The following is a 23899-nucleotide window of genomic DNA, read 5'->3' as shown; positions in this document are numbered from 1 at the left end:
GTGGACGCAACAGCCGTCGCGGTCTCGGGGCTGCGCAAGGCCTACCGGGACAAGGTCGTGCTGGACGGCATCGACCTGGAGGTACGGAACGGCACGATCTTCGCCCTGCTGGGACCCAACGGCGCCGGCAAGACCACGATCGTGAAGGTGCTGACCACGCTGCTGCCCCCGGACGCCGGGAAGGTGACCGTCGCCGGGCACGACGTGACCGCGGAGACCGGGGCGGTGCGCGCGGCCATCGGCGTCACCGGGCAGTTCGCCTCGGTGGACCAGCTGCTCACCGGCGAGGAGAACCTGCGCATGATGGCGGACCTGCTGCACCTGCCCAAGGCCGAGGGCAGGCGGACCGCCCAGCGGCTGCTCGACCGGTTCGGCCTGGCCGGGGCCGCGCACACGCTGGTCTCCTCGTACTCCGGAGGCATGCGCCGCAAGCTGGACCTGGCGATGACGCTGGTCGGCCAGGCGCGCATCATCTTCCTGGACGAGCCCACGACGGGCCTCGACCCGCGCAGCCGCCGCACCATGTGGGAGATCATCCGGGAGCTGGCCGCGGGCGGCACGACCGTCTTCCTCACCACGCAGTATCTGGAGGAGGCCGACCAGCTCGCCGGCCACATCGCCGTACTCGATCAGGGCCGGCTGGTCGCCGAGGGCACGCCGGACGAGCTCAAGCGCCGGGTGCCCGGCAGCCACGTCCTGCTGCGCTTCGCCGACCAGGCCGCCTGGGACCGCGCGGCCCGCGTCCTGCCCGGGTCCGCCCGGGACGGGGACGAGCTGAGCCTGCGCGTCCCCGGCGACGGCCGGGTGCGGACGCTCCGCGCCCTGCTCGAACGCCTCGACGCGCACGCCGTCGAGGTCGACGAACTGTCGGTGCGCACCCCGGACCTGGACGACGTCTTCCTCGCCCTGACCGGCCGCGCGGACGAGGAGGCCGTACGGTGAACGCCCTGTCGGATTTCACGACCCTGGTGCGGCGGAACTTCCGGCACGCGATGAGGACTCCGCTGGCGCTGTTCAACGCCCTCATCGTCCCGGTGTTCCTGATCTTCATGATGGTGTACGTGTTCGGCGGCGCGTTCAGCGTGGGCGTCGCGTACATCGACTACGTCACCCCGGGCCTGATCATCACGGCCATCGGCTACGGCATCAGCGCCACCGCCATCGCGGTGAACGCCGACATGACGACCGGGTTCATCGACCGGCTCCGGGTCATGGCGGTGTCACGGGCCGCGGTGCTCGGCGCCCACGTGGTGCTGACCACCCTGCGGAGCCTGGTCGCCATCACGCTCATCGTCGCCATCGCGCTGGCCATCGGCTTCCGGCCGTCGGCGACCTTCGCGCAGTGGCTCGGCGTGATCGGCCTCGTCGTACTGACGGTGGTGGCGCTCTCCTGGCTGGCCGTGGCGTTCGGCCTGGCCGCCGGGACGCCGGAGAGCGCGGGCATGGCGGCCGTCCCGCTGATGCTCCTGCCCTTCCTGAGCAGCGCCTTCGTCCCCGCGGGCACGATGGGGCCGGGGGTGCGGCAGTTCGCGGAGTACCAGCCGTTCACCCCGATCATCGAAACCCTGCGCGGGCTGCTCACCGGCAGGCCCTCGGCGGGCACGGCCGTCACGGCGGTCGCCTGGTGCCTCGGCCTCACGCTCGTCGGCTACCTGTTGGCGCGGGCGAACTTCACGAAGCGAGGGTGACCCGGGCCAGCTCCCGCCAGTCCCGCCGCCGGCCCTCCCGGACCGCCTCGGCGAACGCCGCCTCGCCGAGGCGCTCCCGCGTCCGCGCGATGACCCTCGACGCGTCGGGCAGCGAACGATCGGGCGTGCCCCGTACCACGTCACTCGCCGCGATCAACCGTACGGCCTGCTCGTACTGACCCTCGCGCAGCGCGAGATCCGCGATCCCGACCAGCATCTCGGCGATCGTCGGCGGATGCGCGCGCTCGTGGGACCCGGCCAGGCGCAGCGCCTCCGCCCGGTACGCCCGCGCCTCGCCGAGATCGCCGGTGAGGTACCCGCGCAGGTGCAGCGTCATGGCCCGGACCGAGTCGATCATCCCGGCGTCGCCCAGCGCCGCCTCCACCGCCGCCAGATGCCCGTACGCCTGCTCCGGCTCGCCGCGCCAGCGCGCCAGCTGGGCCTCCGCCAGCGCGAGCTGGGCGAGCGCGTCCGGCCAGGTGATGCCGCCCGCACACCGGCGCGCCTCCGCCAGCGCGGCCGCGCAGGACCGCTCGTCGCCCAGCAGCCAGTACAGCTGGGCCAGCCGCGCCCGCATGCTGATCACGTCCTCGGCCGAGCCGACCTCGGTGAGCGCCACCACCGCCTCCTCGTAGTGCGCGCAGGCGCGGGCGAAGGCGCCGCGCATCGCGAGCCGGTCGGCCAGGAAGGTCAGCGCCAGCGCGATCCCCATCCGCTCCCCCAGCGCGCGGAACTCGGCGAGGGCGGTCTCGGCGTCGAGGTCCACGCCGGTCTCGTCGCCGCTCAGGGTGAGCCGGAACCGGCCACGCGTGAGCCTGGCCTGCGCCCGCACCCACGGATCGGGACTGGCGATGAGCGGGTCGAAGGCCGGCAGGAGCTCGGCCGGGTGGCGCAGTGTCAGCTCCAGCAGCCCGGCGAAGCCCAGCAGCGGGTGGCGGGAGCCGCTGCGCTCCGCCAGCCGGTGCGCCTCCTGGATCCACTCCCGCGCCTGATACTGGTCGCCGCTGACGCCGGAGGTCAGGAACACCGTCACCACGAGATACGCCAGCGCCCGCACCTCGTCGGGCACCTCGCCGGGCAGCGAGGCCGCCGCCACGCAGAGCTCGACGCCCTCCGCCCGGTGGCCGCCCAGGTACCAGTACCAGCCGGTGGCCGCGACCAGCCGCATCGCCTCCTCGGCCCGGCCCTCGGCGATCGCCCCGCGCAGGGCGGCGCCGATGTTGTCGTGCTCTGCCTCCAGCGCGGCCATCCATTCCAGCTGCTCGGTCCGGCGCAGATGCGGATCGGCCGCCTCGGTCAGCTCGACGAAGTAGGCGAGGTGGGCCCGGCGCGCCTGTTCGGTCTCCCCGGCCTCGGCGAGCCGCTGCGCCGCGTACTCCCTGATGGTGTCGAGCATCCGGAACCGCGGCGCGCCGTCGCCGTCGGCGAGTACGAGCGACTTCTCGATGAGCGCGGTGAGCACGTCCAAGACCCCGGAACCCCCGCAGACCCGCTCGGCCGCCTCCAGGCTCGCCCCGCCCGCGAACACCGAGAGCCGCCGGAGCACGCGCCGTTCGTCCTCGGTCAGCAGGTCCCAGCTCCAGTCCACGACCGCGCGGAGGGTCCGGTGGCGGGGCAGCGCCGTGCGGCTGCCGCCGGTCAGCAGCTGGAACCGGTCGTCGAGCCGGCGGGCCAGCAGGTCGGCGGACATGGTGCGCAGCCGGGCCGCGGCCAGCTCGATGGCCAGCGGGATCCCGTCGAGCGCCCGGCAGATCCGGGCCATCGCCGCCAGGGTGCCCGCGTCGGAGCCGAGGTCGCGGCGCACCAGACGCGAGCGGTCCCGCAGCAGCCGCACCGCCGGAGAGGCCGAGGCCGCCGCGTCTGTCGCGGGCAGCGCCAGCGGCTCGACCTGCCACAGCGCCTCACCGATGATGCCCAGCCGTTCCCTGCTCGTGGCCAGGACCCGCAGCCGCCGGCACTCCCCCAGCAGCCGGTCGGCGAAGGCGGCGGCCGGTTCGATCACGTGCTCGCAGTTGTCCAGGATCAGCAGCATCGAACGCTCCCGGAGCGCGGCGACCAGCCGGTCCATCGGCTCCCCGCCCCGCGCGCCGCCCAGCACCGCCTGGTCGCGCAGGCCGATCGCGGTCAGCGCCGCCTGCGCCACGTCACCGCCCGCCCGGACGGAGGCCAGCTCCACCAGCCACACCCCGTCCGGCAGCTCGCCGAGCATGGTCCGCGCGGTCTCGGTGGCCAGCCTCGTCTTGCCCGACCCGCCCGGACCGGTGAGGGTGACCAGGCGATGCTCGGTGGCCAGGGTGGCGAGCGCGGCGACCTCCTCCTCCCGGCCGACGAAGGTCGTCAGCTCGGCGCGCAGGTTCGTCCTGCGCTGCTCGGCCCGTTCGCCCAGCTCGCCGCGGAGCAGCGCCGTGTGCAGCGCGGACAGCTCCGCCGACGGGTCGGCGCCCAGCTCCTCAGCCAGCCGCTCGCGGGTGCGCTGGTAGACGGTCAGGGCCTCGGTCCCGCGCCCCGCCTCGGCGAGCGCTCTCATCAGCGCCGCCACGAACCCCTCACGCAGCGGGTACGCGGCCACCAGCTCGGTCAGCTCGGCCACCAGCTCCGCGCCGCGGCCGAGCCGGACGTCCGCCTCCACCCGGTCGGCGAGAGCGGAGACGCGCAGCTCCTCCAGACGCGTGATCGCCGCGTCGAACGCGTCACCGCCTTTGAGATCCGTCATGACCGGGCCGCGCCACAGCGCCAGCGCCTCACGCAGCAGCTCCGCCCGGGCCGCGGGCTCGGCGGCGCGCGCCTGGCCGACCAGTTGCTCGAACCGGCACACGTCCACGGCGTCGGGAGCCACCGCCAGCCGGTACCCGCCCGGCTCCGCTTCGATCACCCCGTCCGGCAGCACCCTGCGCAGCCTGGACACCAGCGCCTGCAGGGCGTTCGCCTCGTCGGCGGGCGGCCGCGGCCCCCAGATCCAGTCGACGAGCCTCGTACGAGTGACGACCCGGCCGGGTTCGAGGGCGAGCGCGGCGAGCAACGCGCGTAACCGGACACCCGGCACCTCCACCACGGCCCCGTCACGGTCGCGGACCTCGAACGGCCCGAGCAGTCCCACGCGCACACCGGCAATTGTGCCGAACGTCCGGGTCAGGGGAGCCCGCTGTGGTGCCGGCACCGGTTCCAGACGGCGTCGCAGTTGGCCTCGTTTCGGACGCTGGCGGGCCAGGGGGTGCGCTGCGCCTTCGCGTTGACGTAGACGCCGGTGACTCCGTGCATGTCGGGGCTGGTGGCCAGGTAGAGGCTGGATCGGGCGGGCTTGGTCAGGTCGCTGAGCAGCCGCGGGCCCAGCAGGTGCAGGATCGGCGCCAGTGGGCGGTAGGCGTACGGGAACGCGGCGGCGGGCGTGGCCTGGTTGCCGGGGGTGTAGGCGTGGCCGGGGTAGGCGACGTTGACGGTGATCGTCTCGTCGGCGAGGTGGGCGGCGAAGCGGCGGCTCATCGCCATCAGCGCGGTCTTGGCGTGGTTGTACTGGGAGAACGTCCAGCCGATGAAGCGTTTCTCCGCTTCCAGGTTCCCGGAGTCGATCGGGCCGCCGGGGATGCCGCCGGTGAGGTTGACCACGCGCGCGGCCGGGGCGGCGCGCAGCAGCGGGAGCAGCAGGAAGGTCAGGGTGTAGGGCGCCAGGACGTTCTTCGCGAAGGTGGTCTCGACGCCGGCCTCGGTCAGGGTGCGTGTGGCGGACATGCCACCGAAGTTGTTGATCAGCACGTCGAGCCGGTCGTGCCGGGTGCTCACCTCGGCGGCGAGCGCTCGCAGGTCCGCCGGTCTCGACAGGTCGGCGGTGAAGGCGGTCGCGCCGCCGAGTTCTTGGGCGGCGGCCTCGGCGCGGCCCCGGTCGCGGCCCACTAAGAGGACGTGCGCGCCCATCGCCGCCAGCGCCCGCGCCGTCTCTTGCCCGATGCCTCCGGTGCTGCCGGTCACCAGGACGGTCTTGCCGTTCATGCTCCTCCTCGGGTGTGTCACCGAGTGCCATATTAGCTATGTAGTGCCACAAAGTATCCTTGATGCATGAAGGCAGAAGATCGGGCGGGGCTGCGGGAGCGGACCCGGCGAGCGGTGCGGGCCGAACTGGCGGAGCTGGCGCTGCGGCTGTTCGTCGAGCACGGCTACGAGGAGACGACGGTCGACGACATCGCGGCGGCGGCCGGGGTGTCCAGGCGCAGCTTCTTCCGCTACTTCCCGTCCAAGGAAGAGGTGGTGTTCGGCGACGTCGAGGACCTGGCCGACCAGGTCGCCGACGCCATCAGGGTCCGGCCGGCGGATGAGGAGCCCTGGACGGTGCTGCACGTCGTCCTCGGCGAGTGGGAGGAGAAAATCCACTCCGCGCAGCGGAACCCGGCGGTGCTGCGGCTGATCGAATCGACGCCCGCGCTCCGCGCCCGCCTCCACCAGAAACGCGACGCCCTGCGCGGCCGGATCACCGACGCCCTGCGCGACCGCCCCGGCTCCGGCCTCGACCCGTTCACCGCCGACCTTCTCACGGCCTGCGCCGCAGCAGCCCTGGACGCCGCCGGCCGCGAATGGCTCCGCCACGACGGCACGATCGACCGCCGCGAACTGATCGACCACGCCTTCGCCACCCTGGCTCCCCGGCCCTGACGTGTTACTTTTCGGCCCGTACCGAAGCGCCCGCCACACATGGATGCGACCGACCACGAACGGTCGTCAACCCCATCCGGGTCTGCACGATCCGATCATCCGGGCGGCCCGCAAGGCTCCGACCTGAGGCCGACTAGAACCGCACGGCTCTTACTTCGTCGGCAGGACCGCAGGACTCTTACCTGACGCCTGGCAGCTCTGACCCGACGCCCCTGAGCCCGTCAGCGGCGCCCCAACTCGGCCGCGACCGCCCGCTCCCGCAGCTGAGCGGCCTCCGCCCGGGCCGCCTCCAGCTCAGCCCGCAGATCCGCCAGCCTCGACCGTTCAAGCCGTAGCTCCACCAGCGCCTGGTCACGCTCCCGCACCGCCGCCGCGGCCTCCTTCTCAACCCGCTCCCGCTCGCGCCGCACCCCGGCCTTCTCCGCCTCCGCGGCCTCGCGAACCCGGCTCACCTCAGCTTCCGCAGCCTCACGCGCCCGCGCCACCTCAGCCTCAGCCGCCGCCCGGGCCAGCGTGGCCTCGTTCACCGCGATAGCCCGCTCCCGCTCCGCCTCCGCCACCGCCCGCGCGGCACTCTCAGCCCGCGCCACGGCACGGTCACGCTCCTGCCCCGCCGCCTCCGCCCGCGCGATCGCCCCGGCGGCGTCCCGCTCGGCCTGCTCCCGGGCGCGCACCGCCGCCGCCGTCTCCTCCCGGGCCCGATCACGCTCCTCCGCCGCCCGCTCAGCGTCCTCCCTGGCCTGTACGGTCTCCGAACGCGCCTCCTCGACCCGGGCCTCGGCCGCCTCCACCCGCTCAGCCAGCTCCCGAACGGCCTGCTCCCGGGCCCGCTCAGCCAGCTCAGCCCGGTGAAGCGCCTCCTCAGCCCGCTGCTCAGCCGCCTCCGCCCGCCGCCCGGCCTCCTCCGCCGCCTGAAGCGCCTGACGTTCAGTGCTGGCGGCCTCCCGCAGCGCGGCCAGCGCCTGCTCACGGGCACGCTCGGCATCGGTCAGCGCGGTGTCGCGATCGGCCTCGGCCTCCTCCATCCGTGCCCGCATCTCCTTGGTCTGCCGCCGCGCGTGTTCAGCCGCCTCCCGAGCCAGCCGCACCTGCTCGAACGCCTGCTCCCGCTCAGTACGCGCGATGGCCACCCGGGTGTGGGCCTCCGCCTGAATCGCACTGATCCGCGCCTCCACCCCCGCCGGGCTCAGCTCATCAGCCAGCGCCCGCGCCAGCGGCTCAATAGCCGCCGCCAACCCGGTCTCCATACGCTCATACAACTGCTCGGCCCTGGCCAGCGCCCCCTCCAGCCCGGGCGTGGCCCGCCGCAACTCCCGCTCCCGCTTGGCGGCCGCCTGACAGTCCCCTTCCGGGCAGTACTCCTTCGGCCTCCCCCGCCCCCGCCTCTGCTCGATCGGCGCACCGCAGTGCTTGCACGGTCTCACCATCGCGTCGGTCTCCGTCACACCTCCAGATCCTAGCATTATCGATTTTCTAGAAAATCAAATTCAGAAAATCTGTTTCGTTGCGTACGAGACGACATCAGTTAGTTGCGAGAAGGCAACATTCCCGCAAGTAACCCTGAGTTGTTTAACGGATGCGGATAGCTCCAAGGTGCCGCACATCTGCAGCGGGCGTCAGTTTGCAGGGAGCAACCCCCGCACGCCCCGGGGCAGCCTTGCGGTGGCCGCCGTGGAGAGGAACGCGAACGGGGTGGCGGTGCTCCTGCGCCGGCGGCCCGGCGATCAGCCGGGCTGCCAGCCGGTCGTGGGCCGCGTCGAGGTCCTCCTCGGTCACGCCCTCGGGCAGAGCAGTCACATGAGCGGCCACCGCGTGGGTGTAGACCACCTGGCCAAGGGCTCGCCCGGCGCGATAGGCCAGGGCGCGCGCGAGCCTGGTCGATGGCGTCCTGCCGAGGGGGAGGGCCGGTTGCTGGGCCGCATGGTGAGCCGGGCGGCCAGGATGATCAGGCAGATGACCGCGACAGTGAGGACGAGATCAGCGTGATCAGCCCCCGGTGGAGATGGGCATGCTTCGAGCGTACGTAGAGGGGGCGCGGGCGGGTGTCAGAGGGCCTCGACGAAGGCGATGGCCTCTTGCTCGTTCCAGCCGGTTTCGCCGCGTATGAGGAAGACGGCTTGCTCAGTCTTGCCGGCCTCTTTCAGTTTGCGGGCGCGGGTGACGAGATCGGCTTGCGGCAGGGCGGGTGTGGCGGTGTGGCCGCTGCGGGTGAGCCAGAGGTAGGCACGGTGACTGATGGGGCGTCCGGCGGCCAGGGCGTCGATGGCGTCCTTGGCGTCTTTGAGGCCCATGCCGGTCTGCTCGCGCAGGAGCTTGATGGCGCGGATCTGTTTGTTCTGCTGGATGAGGGTGCGCAGGTGTTCTTCGAGGTGTTCGGGCCTGATGGGCTCGTCGAGGGCCGCGGCGTGGCGGGCGCCTCGGTTGAGCCTGACGATGAGGGCGGTGCCGCCGCCGAGGAGAATGAGGGCGATCAGAAGGATTAACAGCTCGCTTGACATAACGGGATGGTATACAGCGCCGGCCTGGAGAAGGCCCGCGAGTCCTCGGCAGTCTCGCCTGGGTGACTGCGCCACGGCATGATCGAAGGCTATTCCGCGCCAGGGCGTGGGCGCCGTTCGTATCTCATTGGATCAGCAGGGTTAGGCCGGCTCATCCACTCGGCGGTGGAGCCCGTCGAACATGACGGCCAGAAGTCGATCGCGATGTGCGGGGGTTCGCTCCGCCGCCCAGGCGACTGAAGCAATCAGAGAGACAAGGGCTGATGCGTCAATATCGGGGCGGATCGTCCCCGCGCGCTGGGCTCTGTCGAGGAGTTGCGCCCCGGCGGCCTTGACGGCTTGGCAGGTGGCGTGGAGCTCGGATGCGGGGTCGGCAAGGCTGTCGACGAGGGCGTCGACGAGGCCGCGATAGGCCATGGCGTGCTCGACCGCGGCTGTGAGCCAGGTGGTCAGGGCCTGGTGCGGGGATGGGGAGGCGAGCAGCTCATCTGAGCGGGCTTTCAGGCCGCGCAGGCTTTCGCCCAGCAACGCCTCCAGGAGTGCCTGGCGGGTCGGGAAGTGCCGGTAGAGGGTCACGTTGCCGACGCCGGCGGTGCGCGCGATGTCGTTCAAGGAAGCGCCGACGCCGTGCTCGGCGAAAGCCGTCCGGGCGGTTGTCAGCAGCCGCTCGTAGTTGCGGCGCGCATCTTTGCGCCCTGCGGGCCGGGCCTGCGTTGATCGGTCCGCCACGGGAACCCTCCACACTTGCCAAAACGCGGATCTCCTGGCGGTGGGTGCTGTTCTGATCCTGGCACCGCTGTTCATCACCGAGACCGATCGCCACCCGAGCCGCTTCGATCTGGCGGGTTCGCTGACCTCGACGCTTGGCATGACCGCGCTCGTCTACGGCTTCGTCAGCGCCGCCGAGCAGGGCTTCGGTGACGTGGTCACGCTCGGCGCGCTCGGCGTGGCCGCCATCATGCTGGTCTTGTTCGTGGCCGTCGAGTCCCGTGCCGGGCAGCCGATCGTCCCGCTGCGGCTGTTCGCTGACCGCGACCGCGCCGGCGGCTACGTCGCGCTGGTGTTCGTCCTGGCCGCGGGCAACGGCATGTTCTTCTTCCTCACCCAGTTCCTGCAGCAGGTCCGCGAGTACAGCCCGCTGCAGGCGGGATTCGCCTTCGTACCGCTGGCCCTCGTGATCCTGGCGTCCTCCGGTGCGGCGGCCCGGCTGCTGCCGCGCCTGGGCGCCAAGACGCTGATCGCCGTCGGAGCTGGGGTGATCAGCCTGGCTCTGCTGTGGATGACGCGGCTGACGCCCCAGGCCGACTACGCCACGGCGCTGCTCGGCCCCCTGATGATCGCCGGTCTTGGCATGGGCGCCGTGATGGTGGGAGCCACCACCGTGTTGTCCTCCGGGATTCGGGCCGAGGACGCCGGTGCCGCCTCGGGCCTGCTCAACGTCATGCAGCAGATCGGTGGTGCGCTGGGGCTGGCCATCCTCGTCACGGTGTTCGGCGTAGCCACGCGCGCTTCGCATGGACCGGCCCACCAGGTCCTCACCGAGGGAGTCACCGCGGCCTTCACCGTCGCAGCCGTATTCACCGCCGGCGCGATCCTCTTGGCCCTGACCATGAAGAACCGGCCGGCTCCCACAGCCGCGGAGGAGCTCGCCTGACTCCGCCAAGGCGTGGCGACTGCTCGGCTGAAACCCACGTCGCCGAACCTGCTCGGCGAGCTGACCTCCGGTTCCTACGTCCGGGCTTCCGCCTGACTTGGCCCGGGTGCACCCGATCCGCTGGGGCCCCGCCCGTAGAGCGGCGACGAGTCCTCGACCGGCTCGCCTTACGGTTTCTCAGGTGAGGCTGTCCGTCGTGCCCGACCTCTGACGTCGGGGCCGGGTGTTGGGAACCGCGAGGTCGGGGTGCCCAACACCCGGCCATGGACGGCGGTCACCGTCCCTCACCTCGTACGCGGTCATCGGACGGTGACGGGCTCAGTGGTCTCGGCGGCGGCCGTCGCGGGGGCCGCGCAGGGAGATGTAGACGAACAGAGCGCCCATGACGGCGACGCCGGCCCACATCGCCTACTGCCGGCCGTCGACGAAGGACTGCTGGGCGGCGTGGACCAGGCTCTGCGCGTGCGAGCCTGTGCCGACGGCCACCTCGACGGCGTTGGCGATGCCTTCCCGGGCCGTGTTCGCGGCGTCGACCTGGTGGTGATTGTCAACGGCACCGAGTACGTGCTGGCCGTCCTCCAGGACTTCCCCGGCCGGCGCCTGGTGGTGTTCACCGACGAGACCAACGGCAACGAGACACCCGCGATCGGCCGCCGGCTCGTGCTGCCCCTGCTGGAACCCGGCAGCACCTTGCCGGTCGACTTCGACACCGCGACCGTCTGGCACAACGACGGTGAGGGCGAGCAGAACATCGAGGGATGAAGGGGCAGATCCACACCATCGAATCGATGCGCTACGACATCACGCGCCAGCTCTCCCAGCCCGGTGAAGTCCTCCAGCAGCACGTCGTGCACGTGGCCACCAAGAACGGCATGCGCGGCGAGGTACACGCCGCGGTTTACTTCCGCTTCGACGACGCCGGCCTGATCACCCGCATCGAGGAGTACGCGAACTTCATCCCCGCCGGCCAGGACAGCTGAGACGCAAGGGACTCGTCACGACGGCGCGGAAGCCGAGGCGCCGTTCACCCCCCCCATCCAGGCAGCGTGCCGCCGGTCTGCGCGGGACAAGACGCGGCTGGATCATGCAGTACGCGGTGCGCCGGAAAGACGTGGTGGCGCTCTGCTCGATCGCTAGCGGCGGGCCTGGATCTTCAGGTCGCCGCGGGTCTGGACGCGGATGTGGTCGCTCGCGAGCATGGCGTGGGGGAATCCGAGGTCGATCGCGCTGACCTCGTCCAGGCGAGCCACCTGGGACGGGGTGAGTTCGACTTCCAGAGCTCCCAGGTTCTCCTTCAGTTGCCCGGCGGTTCGAGCTCCGATGATCGGCGCTGTCACCCCCGGGTTCTGCAGGGTCCAGGCGAGCGCCACCTGGGCCGGCGTGCGTCCCAGTTCGTCGGCGACCTCCTTGACCACGTCCGCGATGGCGAGGTTGCGCTCGGTCACTCCGCCGAGGGCCAGGTTGAAACTCTTGCGGGCGCTTCCGTTCTGGTCGGACGGCGGCGTGGTCAGGTCCTGGCGGCTGTACTTGCCGGTGAGCACCCCTCCCGCCAGCGGCGACCACAGGACTGTTCCCAGTCCCAGTTCCTGCGCCATGGGGATGAGGTCACGTTCCCCGGTACGCTCCACCAGGTTGTACTCCAGCTGCAGCGCCACCAGCGGCGACCAGCCTCGCAGGTCGGCGATCGTCTGCATGCGTGAGATCTGCCAGGCCGGGGTGTTGGAGATGGCCACGTAGAGGACTTTGCCCTGGCGGACCAGGTCGTCGAGACCGCGGAGGATCTCCTCCACGGGTGTGGTGTCGTCCCACACGTGCAGGTAGAGCAGGTCGATGTAGTCGGTGTTCAACTGGCGCAGGCTGGTTTCGACCGCCCCGAAGAGGCTCTTTCGGCTCGCACCGCCGGAGTTGGGGTCGTCGGGCCGGCGCAGGGTCGTGTACTTCGTGGCCAGGACCAGGCTGTCTCGTCTGTCCCGGGCGAATTCCCCGAGCATGCGCTCCGACGTGCCGTTGGTGTAGGTCACCGCTGTGTCGAAGAAGTTTCCGCCCCGCTCGACGTAGAGGTCGAACAACCTCCGCGCCTCGTCCTTCTCCGCGCCCCAGCCCCAGTCGTTGCCGAAGGTGGCCGTCCCGAGCGCGAGCGGCGAGACCCGCAGGCCGGAACGCCCCAGTTGCCGGTAGGTGTCGAGGGTGAGTGGCATCGTGTTCTCCTGTAGGTGTGGTTCGTGAGGGTCAGGCGCCGAGCCCGTAGCCGCCGGCCACGACGACGTCCTGGCCGGTGACGTAGCCGGCGGCGTCCGAGGCGAGGAAGGCGACGACTTCCGCGATTTCCTGGCCGGATCCGAAGCGCTCGAACGGGATCCTCGTGCGCATGGCGTCCCGGCCGCTCTGGGGAACTCCCAGCTTGTCGAACAGCGGGGTCTCGGTCGCCCCGGGGCTCACGGCGTTGACGCGGATCCTGCGCGGAGCCAGTTCGAGCGCGAGCGAGGGCAGCATCGCCAGCAGGGCGCCGCGCGTCGCCGCCCCCAGCGTGGCGCCGGGGCTGCCGCGACGGGTTCCGATGCCTACGGTGATGACGATCGATCCGCCGTCGTTCATGAGCGGAAGGGCCTTCTGGAGGGTGAAGTACTGGCCCTTGAAGTTGACGTCGACCTGTTCGTCGAACGACTCCTCCGTCACGCCGGCGACCGGTTCGGGGCGGAAGATCCCGGCGTTGAGGAACAGCAGGTCGAGAGAGCCGAAACGTTCGGAGACCGTCGCCACGAGAGCGTCGGTGTCGGCCAGGACGCGTGCGTCGGATCGGACGACGAGTACGTCGTCGGGAAGCTCGCGCGCTGCTCGGGCGAGGGAATCGGGGTTCTGTCCGGTGACGGCGACCTGGTAGCCGCGGGCGTGCAGGAGTTCGGCTGTCGCTCTGCCGATTCCGGTCGTGCCGCCGGTGATGAGCGCTGCAGGCATGATGAGCCTTTCGTAGAGCGGGCAGGGGCGGATGCCACTGATAAGCGGAGAGGTCCCCGCTTGCGCCCACTGTACACTAAACGGAGACGTCCCCGATTCGCCCCCCGACACTCACGAACGCGAAGGCCATGACACCTCGACGAAGCACCCTGCGCGCCGATGCCCAGCGCAACAGAGAGCACCTGCTCGCCACGGCCGCCGAGGCATTCGCCTCCGGACAGGCGATCTCGCTCGACGCGATCGCCAAGCGCGCGGGCGTGGGAAGCGGCACCCTCTACCGGCACTTCCCCACCCGGGAGGACCTGGTCGAAGAGGTCTACCGCGACCAGATCCGCCCGCTGCGCGATGACGCGCGAGCCCTCCTGGAAACCCAGCCGCCCGCACAGGCTCTGCACACCTGGATGCACCGCTTCGCCGAGTGGACGAGCGAACGACGCGGCATCTGCGAAGCCCTGGTCGCCATGAGCGCTTCTGGACGCTTCGGCACCGGACCGGTCTGCGATGAGGTCCAGCGAATCCTGGGGATGCTGCTCGAGGCCGGCACCAAGACAGGAGAACTGCGCGGCGACATCGATCCCGTCGACGTCGGCAGCATCCTCGCCAGCGTGCTCTCCGTGGCCGGTGCGCCCGAGCAGCGCGCCCGGCTCGACCGCATGCTCACCATCGTCGTCGACGGACTGAGGTCGCGCTAGACAGGTCGAGGACGACCATCCGCGCTGAGATTGATCTCTATGCTCAGGACCATGACCCTGCAGTGGGATCGGAAGAGCTGAGCCGTCCGGGTCAGTACCAGCGCTGGAAGCTCAGCCCGTCGCAGGCGTACGAGCGAAGACCGAGGCCGCTGTCCTCGACGCACCGCTTGGTCTGGTGGTTGGCCAGCACGACACCGTCGGAGCGGCGGGTGACGTTCCACTTCTGGGAGTCCAGCCCGTCGCAGGGGAGGGCGCGCAGACCGGCGTCGCCGTCGTCGAGGCAGCGTCCGGTGTTCACGTTCCGCAGAGTGCGGTCCACGGTGACCTGCCACTGCTGGAAGTTCAGCCCGTTGCAGGGGTGCGCGCGGAGCCCGGCCCCGCTGTCCTCCAGGCACCTTTTGGTGGCACGGTTGCGGAAGATGCTGATGGCCGTGTCACTCGTCCCGCTTCCCAGCTCCACGTCGTGCGCCGTCGCGGTCGTCGGCAGCCCGACGGCCAGCAGTGCCGCCGAGGTCAGGACGGGGGTCAGCGGCAACGTTCGCTTGCGCATGACATTACTCTATGCCACGGATCTTGATCGCACGGTGACGATGACTGATCTGGATCTAGCGCGGGTCAGCGGGCAGGGGGCGGGTTCGCAGTTCTGGTTTGCGGATTTTTCCGGAGCCGGTTCGAGGCAGGGCGTCCACGATGTCGAAGTAGACGGGGATCTTGTACTTGGCGAGCCGGGAGCGGAGGAAGTCCGCCAGGTCCGCCCCGGTGAGGGCGACACCGTCGCGGGGGACGATGAAGGCGCGGCCGACCTCGCCCCATTTCTCGTCGGGCACCCCGACCACGGCGGCCTCCGCCACGGCCGGATGCTCGAACAGCACACCCTCCACCTCCGCCGGGTAGACGTTCTCCCCGCCGGAGATGAACATGTCCTTCAGGCGGTCGACGATATAGAGGTGTCCCTCGTCGTCGAGGGTGGCGATGTCGCCGGAGTGGAACCAGCCGCCTTCGGTCAGGGCGGCGGTGGTCGCGTCCGGGTTGCGCCAGTAGCCGGGGGTGACGTTGGGGCCCTGGATGCAGACTTCGCCCGGCTCGCCGACGTCGGCGTCGGTGCCGTCGGGGCGGACCACGCGGACGTTGGCGAAGAAGACCGGCACCCCGGCCGAGCCCACCTTGCGCACGCTCTCCCCGGCTTCGAGGAAGGTGGCGCCCGGCGAGGTCTCGGTCATGCCGTAGCCCTGGCAGAAGACCAGGCCCCGCTGCTGGTACGTGCGGATCAGGGAGACCGGGATCGCCGCTCCCCCTGACATCAGCGTCCGCAGCGAGGACAGGTCGGCGTCGGCCCACCGCGGCGAGTGCGCGAAGGCGGCGAACATGGCGGTGACCCCGAACATGAAGGTGACGCCGTGCTTCTCGATGAGGTCGTAGCAGGACTCGACGTCCCAGGACGGCATGATCAGCGAGGTGCCGCCCTTGAGGAAGGTCGGCAGCAGCGTCTGGTTCAGGGCCGCGACGTGGAAGAGCGGCGCGCTGATCAGCGTCACCTCGGTGCTCGTCACGTCGACGCCGGCCATCAGGTTGAAGCAGTTCCACACCAGGTTGGCGTGACTGAGCATCGCCCCCTTGGGACGCCCGGTCGTGCCCGAGGTGTAGAGGATGAGAGCGATGTCGTCGAGGGCGACGGGGGTGTCGATCGGGGTGGTGTCGCCTTCCGACCGGAAGGTCTCGTACTCCCGCTCCCCCGGCGCCGGCGACTCCAGCGCCACGACCGTGCGCAAGCCCGGCAGAGCCGGGAGGTCGCGCACGACCGTGGCGCACTCCGGCGCGTAGACGAGGACGGACGCGCCGGAGTCCTCCAGCATGTAGGCGATCTCTGATGCGGTCAGCCGGAAGTTCAGCGGGACGAAGATCCCGCCGAGCTGGTGGGTGGCGAACATGGTCTCGACGAAGGCCACGTGGTTGGGGCCGAGGTAGGCGACCCGGTCCCCGGATCGCACCCCGGTGCCGCGCAGACTCGACGCGAGCCGCGTCGTCCGCTCGTGCACCCCGGCGTACGTGACCTCCCGGCCGTCGAAGACGAAGGCGGTACGGTCCGGGCTCATCTGGGCCCGGCGGGCCGGCCAGCCGCCCAGTCCGGCGTTACGCATCGGCGACTCCTATCAGGCAGAAGACTTCTCGGCCGGAGCGGCCTCGACCAGGTCCCGGCGGCTGGTCTCGCCCAGCGCCAGGAGACAGATCACCGTCAGCAGGCAGCAGGCGGCGACGATCACCGAGATCATCATCGTGCCGCCGCCGCCGGTGGACGCGTCGACCTGGGCGAACAGCAGCGGGGCCAGACCGGCGCCGAGCCCGGCGAGCTGGTAGCCCAGCGAGGCTCCGGTGTAGCGGCTCTTCGTGGCGAAGACCTCGGTGTAGAGCGCCGCGAGTGGACCGTACATCAAGGGGTGGAAGACCGCCTGGCCGAGCACGAGCGCGATGGTGAGGACGACGACGCTGCCGGTGTCCACCATCGGGAAGAGGACGAAGGCGAACACGGCCATGAGCAGGGCGCCGGTCATCACGACCGGGCGGCGTCCGACCCGGTCCGACAGCGCCGACCAGCCGACGATGCTCACGACGGCCAGCGCCGAGGAGAGCGTCAGACCGTTCAGCACGTCGGGGCGGGAGAAGCCGGCCCGCACGCCGTAGGCGACGAGGTAGGTGGTCAGCGTGCCCTGGGCGACGAAGGCGGAGAGGCCGACGCCCACCCCGAGCAGGAGGGTCTTCGGGTGGTGGCGGAGCACGTCCAGCAGCGGCGCCCGGGAGTCGCGGTCGGCGTCGGCGGCGGCGGCCTTGAAGACCGGGGTCTCCTCGACCCGCAGCCGGACGAACAGGCCGATCGCCAGCAGCACGACGCTGATCAGGAACGGCACCCGCCAGCCCCAGCTGAGGAACGCCTCCTCGCCCAGTATGGCGGCCGTGCCGCCGAGCGCCGCGGTGGACAGCACCATGCCGAAGGGAGCTCCGGCGTTGGTGAAGCTCGCCCACAGCCCGCGGCGGCTGGTGGCGTGCTCGGCGGACATCAGTACGGCCCCGCCCCACTCACCGCCGACCGCGACGCCCTGCAGCATCCGCAGGATGACGAGGGCGATGGGCGCGAGGGCGCCGATCTGCGCGTACGTGGGGAGCAGGCCGATGAGGAAGCTGGCGACACCCATCAGGGTCATGCTCAGCACCAGCATGCGCTTGCGGCCCAGCCGGTCGCCGAAGTGTCCGAAGATCACTCCGCCGAGGGGTCTGGCCAGGTAGCCCGTGGCGAAGGTGCCGAAGCTGGCGACCGTCGCGGTGAGCGGGCTGAGGTTGGAGAAGAAGACCTTGTTGAAGACGACTGCCGCGGCGGTGGCGTAGAGCAGGAAGTCGTAGTACTCGATGACGCTGCCCAGGAAGCTGGAGGCGACCGCGCGGCGGAGTTGGATCCGGTTGGGGGGTGTGACTGACATGACCGAGCTCCTCATCCGGGAGCGAGCTGGGAAGTCTCGCTTGCTTGCCCCGGAGGTTAGGCACTTCTGTAACGGAGGTCAATACTTTGCCGAATATCGGCGTCAGGCGTAATGACGGTAGATAACACGCGCTACGCAGGCGGGCTTGGCGGAGCCCTCGATCTCCACGGTGAAGTCGAGCAGCATCTGGACACCGCCGGGGACGTCCTCCACCGACACCACGGAGGCCGCGAGGCGAATCTTGGAGCCGACCTTGACGGGACTGGGGAAGCGGACCTTCTCCAGACCGTAGTTGATGCTCATCGAGACGCCCTGGATGTCGAGCAGCTCGGTGAAGAACGGGATGACCAGGGAGAGGGTCAGGTAGCCGTGCGCGATCGTGCCGCCGAACGGCCCGTCCTTCGCCCGTACGGGATCGACGTGGATCCACTGGTGGTCGTCGGTGGCATCGGCGAAGGTGTTCACCCGTTCCTGGGTGACCTCCAGCCACGCGCTGCGGCCGAGGTCCTTGCCGGCGAGCGCCTTGATCTCGTCGAGTCCGTGCACCGTCGTGGTCATGACTGCGTCGTCCCTTCCTGCGCGGCCAGCCCGAGCAGGCGCGCGGCGTTCTCCTTGAGGATCTTGGGGCGGACCTCCGGCTTGATCTCGAGCTTGTCGAAGTCGGCGAGCCAGCGGTCCGGGGTGATCACCGGGTAGTCGGATCCGAAGAGCACCTTCTCCTTCAGCAGCGAGTTCGCGTACCGGACGAGCTGCGGCGGGAAGTACTTCGGCGACCATCCGGACAGGTCGATGTAGACGTGGGGCTTGTGGGTGGCGACGGCCAGCGCCTCGTCCTGCCAGGGGAACGACGGGTGGGCCAGCACGATCCTCAGATCGGGGAAGTCCACGGCGACGTCGTCCACCAGCATGGGGTTGGAGTACTTCAGCCGGATCCCGCCCCCGCCCGGGACGCCCGCGCCGATGCCCGTCTGGCCCGTGTGGAACAGGGCGATCGCGCCCAGTTCCTGGATCGCCTCGTAGAGGGGGTAGGCCATGCGGTCGTCGGGCGCGAAGCCCTGGATGCTGGGGTGGAACTTGAAGCCGCGCACCCCGTACTCCTCGACGAGCCGGCGCGCCTCCCGGACGCCCGCCCGGCCCTTCCACGGGTCGACGCTGGCGAACGGGATCAGCACGTCGGGGTGCTCGGCGCAGCTCTCGGCCACCTCCTCGTTCGAGATGCGCGGGTGGCCGGTGGCGTGCTCGGCGTCGACGGTGAACACCACCGCGGCCATCTTGCGTTCCCGGTAGTAGGCGGCCATCTCGGGGATGGTCGGCCTCGGGTGCGCCTTGAAGTACTTCTCCGAGGCGCCGAACAGCTCCGCGCTCAGCGAGGCGTGCCCGGCGGCGGAGACCTCGGCGTGCGTGTGCACGTCGATCGCGACCAGGTCGCCGACGTTCATGCCCGGCACCTCAGCTCTTCTCGTCGGGGACCTTGGGCGCGGGCACCCCGTACGTCTCGGGTTCGGCGCCGACGCCCGTCTGCCACGAGCCGGCGATGGTCTCGGCCGTCCAGCCGCCGTTCGCGAAGGCCACGGCCTTCTCGCTGGGGTGGGACCAGAGCGCCAGCCGGTCGCCGCCGATGCCGATGGCCTGGCCGGTCACCTCCGCGGAGGCGTCGGAGGCGAGGTAGACGACGAGCGGCGCTACGTCCTCGACCGTGCCCAGGCCCTCGTCCCTGCGCAGCCACTGGGGCAGCGGCTGCCCGGTCCGCTCTGACTCCTCGATGATCGGGGCGAAGACCGGGATCGTCTTGGTCATCTCGGTGGCCGCCACCGGGACGATCGCGTTCACCGTGATGTTCGCCCTGGCCAGCTCCATCGCCCAGGTGCGGGCCATCGCGACGATGCCCGCCTTGGCGGCGGCGTAGTTGGTCTGGCCGAAGTTGCCGCGCTGGCCGGCGGGCGAGGAGACGAGGATCAGCCGGCCGCCGGTCCCCTGCTCGCGCATCCGCACCGCCGCGGCCCGGGCGCAGGTGAACGTGCCCCGCAGGTGCACGTCGATCACCGCGTCGAAGTCCTCGTCGGACATCTTCCACAGGACCCGGTCCCGCAGGATGCCCGCGTTCGTGACCATCACGTCCAGCCGGCCGAACTCCTTGACGGCCGTGCCGACCAGCCGATCGGCGGTCTCGGCGGAGCCGACCGGGGCGGCGACGGCTACAGCCCTGCCTCCCGCCGCGATGATCCCGTCGGCGACCGCGGCCGCCGCGTTGCCGTCCACGTCGTTCACGATGACCGCCGCGCCGGCCGCCGCCAGCGCCTCGGCGTAGGCGCGCCCGAGGCCCCGGCCCGCGCCCGTGACGACAGCGACCTTCCCCGACAGTTCCATGCACTTCACCTTTCGCTGCGAAGCGTGACACCGCCGAATGTATGGCACTAATGTGACTGCCGTCAAAGTTTTGCCGGATATCAAGAACGGTCTACCCTTTGACTGTGACCCTCGGCGGCGATGAAGACGACCTGACCGCGCACTCCCCGCGCCCGCAGTCCCTCGTGTTCAGCTTCCTCGGCATCTACGTGCTCGACCGCGACGTGGCGGTCTACTCGGGCAGCGTCATCGACGTGTTCGCCCGGCTCCACGTCTCCGAGGAGGCGGTACGGTCGACGCTCGCGCGCATGGTGAAGCGCAACCTCCTGATCCGGCATCGGCAGGGGCGGAAGGTGTACTTCGGCCTCGCCCCGTACGCCACGGAGGTCCTGAAGGACGGGCGCAGGCGCGTGTGGGAGACCGGCGCGGTGAACCGCGACTGGGACGGCACCTGGACCCTCGTCGGGTTCTCGCTCCCCGACACCCGCCGCAGCACCCGGAACGACCTGCGCTCCCAGCTGATCTGGAACGGCTTCGGCCTGCTGCAGAACGGGCTCTGGATCGCGCCCGGCAAGAAGGACGTCACCGACATCATCACCTCGCTGGAGCTGGGCGACCACGTCACCGTGCTGACCGCCGGCGCGTTCAAGCCCACCGAGACCGCCGACCTGGTCAGGAAGGCCTTCGACCTGGAGCGGATCGCCCGGCGCTACCGCGCGTTCCTCGCCCAGTGGGACGTCCCCCAGCCGCTCCCCAGCGCGCCGGACGACCTCGCCCGGCAACTGCTGCTCCACACCGACTGGCTGCAGCTCGTCCGCCAGGACCCCCATCTCCCGGCCGAGCACCTGCCCCACGACTGGCCGGCCATCCGGGCCGAGCAGCTCTTCCAGGTGCTCGCGCGGAAGTACGAACAACCCGCCGCCGAGCAGGCCGCCGCCGTCTTGGACCTGCTTCCCGTGTGACGAAGGGCCGTGCCCGCGATCGGGCACGGCCGATGGGACATTCGACCATGATCTGGTGGGTGGCCCTGGCCGCCCCGGCCGTGGCCTCCCCCGACCGCGACCGGCGCCGGTGCGGCCACGCTCAGGTCCAGGCCGACGACGCCGCCCGGGCCGCTGCCGTCGGCGCACCCGTGCCCCACCCACAGCCGCTCGCCCAGCAGCGCCAGGGTGGACGGGCACGGGTGGGCCGACAGGTCGATCCGCCGGGTGACGGCGAGGCTCGCGGTGTCGATCTCGGCCACTTCGTCCGAGCCGGTCAGCGCCGCGTACAGGCGGGTGTCGTCCGCGCTCAGGGCCAGCTCGCGGACGCCTGACAGGCCGGTGACGACGCCGCCGGTGAGCTGTCCCTCGGTGTCGGCTACGATGATCCGGTCGTCGGCGGCGACGAACACCCGGCCGCCGCCCACGGCCACGTCTCCGCTGTAGGAATTGGCGGTGACCCCGAGGTCGGTCGTGGTGCCGGCCGCCGAGGCGGCGGGGGCCGTGACGGCGAGCAGGCCGGTGATCAGGCCGACCGCGCCGCAGTGAGCGGCTAATCGGCGAATCTTGGGATGACGCACGAAAACCTCCTGATCGGATGCGAACATACGTTCCCATCACGACTCATGGACGTCCGCCCGTCAAGATCGCCCGGTCGTGCGACACTCAATTGTGATCTTGAATAGTTCGTTACCGAGCGCGAAGGACCCGACCCCATGACCAGGCTGCCCGACTTCCGGCTCGAAACGTACTTCTCCCGCTGGGAGTTCACCGCCCGGCACCACATGACCGCCTCCGACGCCCAGACCATGACCCTCGGCGAACTGCTCGCGCTGGCCGACGACGAGGACCGCGCCGCGTTCGAGAACCTGTCCCTGGGCTACACCGAGACCTTCGGCGACCCGGCCCTGCGCGAGGTGATCGCGCGGACGTACGAGCGGGCGGACGCCGCCGACGTCATCTGCTTCGCGGGCGCCGAGGAGGCGCTGTACCTGGCGATGAACGTCCTGCTGGATGCCGGTGACCACGCGGTCGTGATCACGCCGAACTACCAGGCGGCCGAGACCGTGCCGCTGGCGCTGTGCGAGGTCACCGGTGTCGCCCTCGACCCCGCCCGGGACTGGGACCTGGACCTCGACCAGGTGAAGGCGGCGATCCGCCCCAACACCCGGGTCGTGTCGGTGAACTTCCCCAACAACCCCACCGGCAAGGTCATCGGCGCCGCCGCCTTCACCGAGCTGGCGCGGCTGTGCGACGAACGCGGGATCCACCTGTTCAGCGACGAGGTCTACCGCGGCCTGGAGCTCGACCCCGCCCGGACGCTGCCGCAGGCCGCCGACCTGTCCGAGCGCGCCCTGTCGCTGAACGTCACCTCCAAGGCGCTCGGCCTGCCGGGCCTGCGGATCGGCTGGATCGCCTGCCGCGACCGGGAGCTGCTGTCCAGGCTGGAGCGGGCCAAGCACTACACCACCATCTGCAACTCCGCGCCCAGCGAGGTCCTGGCCCGCATCGCGCTCAAGGCCCGCGACACGATCCTGGCGCGCAACCGGGCGCTCATCGCGGCCAACCTGCCGCACTTCGACGCGTTCTTCGCCGAGTTCGCCGATCTCTTCGAGTGGCGGCACCCGGACGGCGGCTGCGTCGCCTACCCGCGCTACCTCGGCCCCGAGGGCGTGGAGGAGTTCTGCGCCCGCCTGGTGCGGGAGGCCGGGGTGCTGCTGCTGCCCGCGAGCATCTACCGCTCCGACCTCACCCCCACGCCCGCCGACCGGTTCCGCATCGGCGTCGGCCGCGCCCACCCCGAAGCCGGGCTGGATGCCTTCGCCCGGTGGCTGCGCGCTCAGGCCAGCGCCCCGGCGGCCGCCACCAGGTAGACCACTCCTCCCGCCGACACCGCCAGGCCCGCCAGCAGGGGCATCCGGGCGGTGAGCGCGGCCATCCGCGGGCGGCCGGTCAGCAGGCCGTACCCGCTGATCGTGGCGACGCCGACGCCGGTCAGGGTGACCGCCATGCCGGTGCCGAAGGCCAGCACCAGGATGACCGCGCCACCCGACCGCCCGGTCAGCAGGCCGCTCACGAGCACCAGGAACGCCGAGGGCGACGGCAGCAGCCCGCCCGCCAGGGCGAGCGCCACCAGGCCGCGCCGCGACCACGGATCGACATCACCGTGATGGCCGTGTCCATGCCCATGCCCGTGCCCATGCCCGTGGCCGACGGCGCTTCGGCCGCGTAGGTGCCGCCAGGTCAGGTGGACGCCGACCGCGATCACCACGACTCCCACGCCCACCTGCATCCAGGCCGTCACCGTCTCCGTCGCGTACCCGCCCGCGCCGCTGACGCCGACCCAGACGGTGGCGAGCACCAGCACGGACAGACCGCCGAGCGCCGCGCCGGCGATCGGGAGCGCCGTCGCGGGCGGGCCGGCCGCCGGCTCGGTGAAGCGCAGCCGCTGGGTGCTCTTCGCCGCCGTGAACAGGGCCTGCGCGGGGACGGCCGGGGTCTCCGCGGTCAGGACCGTACGGTACGCGGTGTTGAGGTCGGTCAGCGTCTTCAGCGTGACCTCGACCTCGGTCACCGGGGCCGGGCAGTCGAAGGTGAGGCGGGCGCCCTCGGCCAGCAGGTTCTCCAGCGGCGCGATCCGGCCGGGGCAGGGCCTGCCGTGCTGCGACAGGGCGATGCGTCCCAGCAGGTAGTCGCGGACGGCGGGTGAGCGGCCGAGTTTCTGCTCGCCGGTGAGCTCGGTGGAGACGGGGCCCGCGGCGGGATCCTCGAACGCGCCCAGCGACTGCCCGAGGGCGACCCAGTCGTCTTCGGCGGCCCGCCAGGAGAGGGCGACGCGGGATCCGTCGGCGCTGATCAGCGCCGTGGAAGGGGGTCCGAACGGATGGGCGGAGGCGGGCGCCGCGGGCAGCAGCAGCGCGGCGGCCAGGGCCAGCGCACAGAACCGGAAAAGCACGGGAACTCCAGTGAGAGGT

General features: G+C 71.0%; 25 protein-coding genes. 11 read left to right on the top strand and 14 right to left on the bottom strand.

The window, feature by feature from the left end; all coding sequences use genetic code 11:
• On the top strand, positions 1–942 hold the full coding sequence (locus AB0J42_RS03520; RefSeq protein ID WP_364288386.1) for an ATP-binding cassette domain-containing protein: 942 nt from the start codon (positions 1–3) through the stop codon (positions 940–942).
• Positions 939–1688 (top strand): ABC transporter permease, encoded by a 750-nt coding sequence (locus AB0J42_RS03515; protein ID WP_364288383.1) that lies wholly within the window; start codon positions 939–941, stop codon positions 1686–1688. The genes AB0J42_RS03520 and AB0J42_RS03515 overlap by 4 nt, the downstream gene beginning before the upstream one ends.
• Here AB0J42_RS03515 and AB0J42_RS03510 read toward each other — a convergent pair.
• Both AB0J42_RS03510 and AB0J42_RS03505 read right to left on the bottom strand, forming a co-directional pair.
• Positions 1672–4791, bottom strand: a complete 3120-nt coding sequence (locus tag AB0J42_RS03510) for a BTAD domain-containing putative transcriptional regulator (RefSeq protein ID WP_364288380.1) — start codon at positions 4789–4791, stop codon at positions 1672–1674. The two genes, AB0J42_RS03515 and AB0J42_RS03510, sit on opposite strands and share 17 nt — an antisense overlap.
• A gap of 26 nt (positions 4792–4817) precedes the next feature.
• A complete protein-coding gene (locus AB0J42_RS03505) occupies positions 4818–5672 on the bottom strand; it encodes an SDR family NAD(P)-dependent oxidoreductase (protein ID WP_364288377.1) in 855 nt (284 codons plus the stop codon).
• Between the two features lie 66 nt (positions 5673–5738).
• Here AB0J42_RS03505 and AB0J42_RS03500 point away from each other — a divergent pair, with 66 nt between their 5' ends.
• Entirely contained in the window at positions 5739–6329 is a 591-nt protein-coding gene (locus tag AB0J42_RS03500; RefSeq protein WP_364288374.1) for a TetR family transcriptional regulator, read from the top strand.
• Between the two features lie 221 nt (positions 6330–6550).
• Here AB0J42_RS03500 and AB0J42_RS03495 read toward each other — a convergent pair whose 3' ends face one another.
• Positions 6551–7774: a hypothetical protein gene (locus AB0J42_RS03495; RefSeq protein ID WP_364288371.1), complete on the bottom strand. Its 1224-nt coding sequence runs from the start codon at positions 7772–7774 to the stop codon at positions 6551–6553.
• A 226-nt stretch (positions 7775–8000) separates the two neighbouring features.
• On the opposite strand from AB0J42_RS03495, the gene AB0J42_RS03490 reads away from it, so the two are divergent.
• Positions 8001–8315: a hypothetical protein gene (locus AB0J42_RS03490; protein ID WP_364288368.1), complete on the top strand. Its 315-nt coding sequence runs from the start codon at positions 8001–8003 to the stop codon at positions 8313–8315.
• Positions 8316–8374: 59 nt separating this feature from the next.
• Here AB0J42_RS03490 and AB0J42_RS03485 read toward each other — a convergent pair whose 3' ends face one another.
• Together AB0J42_RS03485 and AB0J42_RS03480 are read right to left on the bottom strand one after the other, a co-directional pair.
• Positions 8375–8827, bottom strand: a complete 453-nt coding sequence (locus AB0J42_RS03485) for a ribosomal protein L7/L12 (protein ID WP_364288365.1) — start codon at positions 8825–8827, stop codon at positions 8375–8377.
• A 141-nt stretch (positions 8828–8968) separates the two neighbouring features.
• Positions 8969–9556: a helix-turn-helix domain-containing protein gene (locus AB0J42_RS03480; RefSeq protein ID WP_364288362.1), complete on the bottom strand. Its 588-nt coding sequence runs from the start codon at positions 9554–9556 to the stop codon at positions 8969–8971.
• Positions 9557–9596: 40 nt separating this feature from the next.
• Between AB0J42_RS03480 and AB0J42_RS03475 the strand changes: the two genes are divergently transcribed.
• The 3 genes from AB0J42_RS03475 to AB0J42_RS03465 all read left to right on the top strand — a co-directional run bounded on the left by AB0J42_RS03475 (position 9597) and on the right by AB0J42_RS03465 (position 11461).
• The gene (locus tag AB0J42_RS03475) at positions 9597–10481 is read left to right on the top strand and encodes an MFS transporter (RefSeq protein WP_364288359.1); all 885 of its coding nucleotides are present in this window, start codon (positions 9597–9599) and stop codon (positions 10479–10481) included.
• A gap of 309 nt (positions 10482–10790) precedes the next feature.
• Positions 10791–11243: a hypothetical protein gene (locus AB0J42_RS03470; protein WP_364288356.1), complete on the top strand. Its 453-nt coding sequence runs from the start codon at positions 10791–10793 to the stop codon at positions 11241–11243.
• Positions 11240–11461, top strand: a complete 222-nt coding sequence (locus AB0J42_RS03465) for a hypothetical protein (RefSeq protein ID WP_364288353.1) — start codon at positions 11240–11242, stop codon at positions 11459–11461. Before AB0J42_RS03470 ends, AB0J42_RS03465 begins: the two co-directional genes overlap by 4 nt.
• A gap of 153 nt (positions 11462–11614) precedes the next feature.
• Here AB0J42_RS03465 and AB0J42_RS03460 read toward each other — a convergent pair whose 3' ends face one another.
• The gene (locus tag AB0J42_RS03460; protein ID WP_364288350.1) at positions 11615–12679 is read right to left on the bottom strand and encodes an aldo/keto reductase; all 1065 of its coding nucleotides are present in this window, start codon (positions 12677–12679) and stop codon (positions 11615–11617) included.
• A gap of 31 nt (positions 12680–12710) precedes the next feature.
• On the bottom strand, positions 12711–13436 hold the full coding sequence (locus AB0J42_RS03455; protein WP_364288347.1) for an SDR family oxidoreductase: 726 nt from the start codon (positions 13434–13436) through the stop codon (positions 12711–12713).
• A 128-nt stretch (positions 13437–13564) separates the two neighbouring features.
• Here AB0J42_RS03455 and AB0J42_RS03450 point away from each other — a divergent pair, with 128 nt between their 5' ends.
• The gene (locus AB0J42_RS03450) at positions 13565–14128 is read left to right on the top strand and encodes a TetR/AcrR family transcriptional regulator (RefSeq protein ID WP_364288344.1); all 564 of its coding nucleotides are present in this window, start codon (positions 13565–13567) and stop codon (positions 14126–14128) included.
• Positions 14129–14219: 91 nt separating this feature from the next.
• On the opposite strand, the gene AB0J42_RS03445 is transcribed toward AB0J42_RS03450, so the two are convergent.
• From AB0J42_RS03445 to AB0J42_RS03420, 6 genes are all read right to left on the bottom strand, one after another.
• Complete coding sequence (locus tag AB0J42_RS03445; protein ID WP_364288341.1) at positions 14220–14678, bottom strand: RICIN domain-containing protein; 459 nt, start codon at positions 14676–14678, stop codon at positions 14220–14222.
• A gap of 55 nt (positions 14679–14733) precedes the next feature.
• On the bottom strand, positions 14734–16266 hold the full coding sequence (locus AB0J42_RS03440; RefSeq protein WP_364288338.1) for a long-chain fatty acid--CoA ligase: 1533 nt from the start codon (positions 16264–16266) through the stop codon (positions 14734–14736).
• 12 nt (positions 16267–16278) lie between these two features.
• Positions 16279–17598, bottom strand: a complete 1320-nt coding sequence (locus AB0J42_RS03435) for an MFS transporter (RefSeq protein WP_364288335.1) — start codon at positions 17596–17598, stop codon at positions 16279–16281.
• Between the two features lie 102 nt (positions 17599–17700).
• On the bottom strand, positions 17701–18156 hold the full coding sequence (locus AB0J42_RS03430) for a MaoC family dehydratase (protein WP_364288332.1): 456 nt from the start codon (positions 18154–18156) through the stop codon (positions 17701–17703).
• Positions 18153–19037, bottom strand: a complete 885-nt coding sequence (locus tag AB0J42_RS03425; RefSeq protein ID WP_364288329.1) for an amidohydrolase family protein — start codon at positions 19035–19037, stop codon at positions 18153–18155. Before AB0J42_RS03425 ends, AB0J42_RS03430 begins: the two co-directional genes overlap by 4 nt.
• 10 nt (positions 19038–19047) lie before the next feature.
• Positions 19048–19965, bottom strand: a complete 918-nt coding sequence (locus AB0J42_RS03420) for an SDR family NAD(P)-dependent oxidoreductase (protein WP_364288326.1) — start codon at positions 19963–19965, stop codon at positions 19048–19050.
• Positions 19966–20069: 104 nt separating this feature from the next.
• Between AB0J42_RS03420 and AB0J42_RS03415 the strand changes: the two genes are divergently transcribed.
• The 3 genes from AB0J42_RS03415 to AB0J42_RS03405 all read left to right on the top strand — a co-directional run bounded on the left by AB0J42_RS03415 (position 20070) and on the right by AB0J42_RS03405 (position 22798).
• Positions 20070–20906 (top strand): PaaX family transcriptional regulator C-terminal domain-containing protein, encoded by an 837-nt coding sequence (locus tag AB0J42_RS03415; RefSeq protein WP_364288323.1) that lies wholly within the window; start codon positions 20070–20072, stop codon positions 20904–20906.
• Positions 20907–20953: 47 nt separating this feature from the next.
• The gene (locus AB0J42_RS03410) at positions 20954–21259 is read left to right on the top strand and encodes a hypothetical protein (RefSeq protein WP_364288320.1); all 306 of its coding nucleotides are present in this window, start codon (positions 20954–20956) and stop codon (positions 21257–21259) included.
• A 381-nt stretch (positions 21260–21640) separates the two neighbouring features.
• Complete coding sequence (locus tag AB0J42_RS03405; RefSeq protein WP_364288317.1) at positions 21641–22798, top strand: pyridoxal phosphate-dependent aminotransferase; 1158 nt, start codon at positions 21641–21643, stop codon at positions 22796–22798.
• Here AB0J42_RS03405 and AB0J42_RS03400 read toward each other — a convergent pair.
• The gene (locus AB0J42_RS03400; RefSeq protein ID WP_364288314.1) at positions 22765–23880 is read right to left on the bottom strand and encodes a hypothetical protein; all 1116 of its coding nucleotides are present in this window, start codon (positions 23878–23880) and stop codon (positions 22765–22767) included. The two genes, AB0J42_RS03405 and AB0J42_RS03400, sit on opposite strands and share 34 nt — an antisense overlap.
• Positions 23881–23899 lie beyond the last annotated feature (19 nt).

This window comes from Nonomuraea sp. NPDC049649, assembly GCF_040675175.1.
Taxonomy (GTDB): Bacteria; Actinomycetota; Actinomycetes; order Streptosporangiales; family Streptosporangiaceae; genus Nonomuraea.
This window is presented reverse-complemented; position numbering and strand designations above follow the sequence as displayed.

Bases quoted from the DNA above. Each gene is read 5' to 3' on its own strand.
- AB0J42_RS03505 (WP_364288377.1), bottom strand. From the start codon at position 5,672: ATGAACGGCAAGACCGTCCTGGTGACCGGCAGCACCGGAGGCATCGGG.
- AB0J42_RS03500 (WP_364288374.1), top strand. From the start codon at position 5,739: ATGAAGGCAGAAGATCGGGCGGGGCTGCGGGAGCGGACCCGGCGAGCG.
- AB0J42_RS03485 (WP_364288365.1), bottom strand. From the start codon at position 8,827: ATGTCAAGCGAGCTGTTAATCCTTCTGATCGCCCTCATTCTCCTCGGC.
- AB0J42_RS03465 (WP_364288353.1), top strand. From the start codon at position 11,240: ATGAAGGGGCAGATCCACACCATCGAATCGATGCGCTACGACATCACG.
- AB0J42_RS03460 (WP_364288350.1), bottom strand. From the start codon at position 12,679: ATGCCACTCACCCTCGACACCTACCGGCAACTGGGGCGTTCCGGCCTG.
- AB0J42_RS03455 (WP_364288347.1), bottom strand. From the start codon at position 13,436: ATGCCTGCAGCGCTCATCACCGGCGGCACGACCGGAATCGGCAGAGCG.
- AB0J42_RS03450 (WP_364288344.1), top strand. From the start codon at position 13,565: ATGACACCTCGACGAAGCACCCTGCGCGCCGATGCCCAGCGCAACAGA.
- AB0J42_RS03445 (WP_364288341.1), bottom strand. From the start codon at position 14,678: ATGCGCAAGCGAACGTTGCCGCTGACCCCCGTCCTGACCTCGGCGGCA.
- AB0J42_RS03440 (WP_364288338.1), bottom strand. From the start codon at position 16,266: ATGCGTAACGCCGGACTGGGCGGCTGGCCGGCCCGCCGGGCCCAGATG.
- AB0J42_RS03435 (WP_364288335.1), bottom strand. From the start codon at position 17,598: ATGTCAGTCACACCCCCCAACCGGATCCAACTCCGCCGCGCGGTCGCC.
- AB0J42_RS03430 (WP_364288332.1), bottom strand. From the start codon at position 18,156: ATGACCACGACGGTGCACGGACTCGACGAGATCAAGGCGCTCGCCGGC.
- AB0J42_RS03425 (WP_364288329.1), bottom strand. From the start codon at position 19,037: ATGAACGTCGGCGACCTGGTCGCGATCGACGTGCACACGCACGCCGAG.
- AB0J42_RS03420 (WP_364288326.1), bottom strand. From the start codon at position 19,965: ATGGAACTGTCGGGGAAGGTCGCTGTCGTCACGGGCGCGGGCCGGGGC.
- AB0J42_RS03410 (WP_364288320.1), top strand. From the start codon at position 20,954: ATGATCTGGTGGGTGGCCCTGGCCGCCCCGGCCGTGGCCTCCCCCGAC.
- AB0J42_RS03405 (WP_364288317.1), top strand. From the start codon at position 21,641: ATGACCAGGCTGCCCGACTTCCGGCTCGAAACGTACTTCTCCCGCTGG.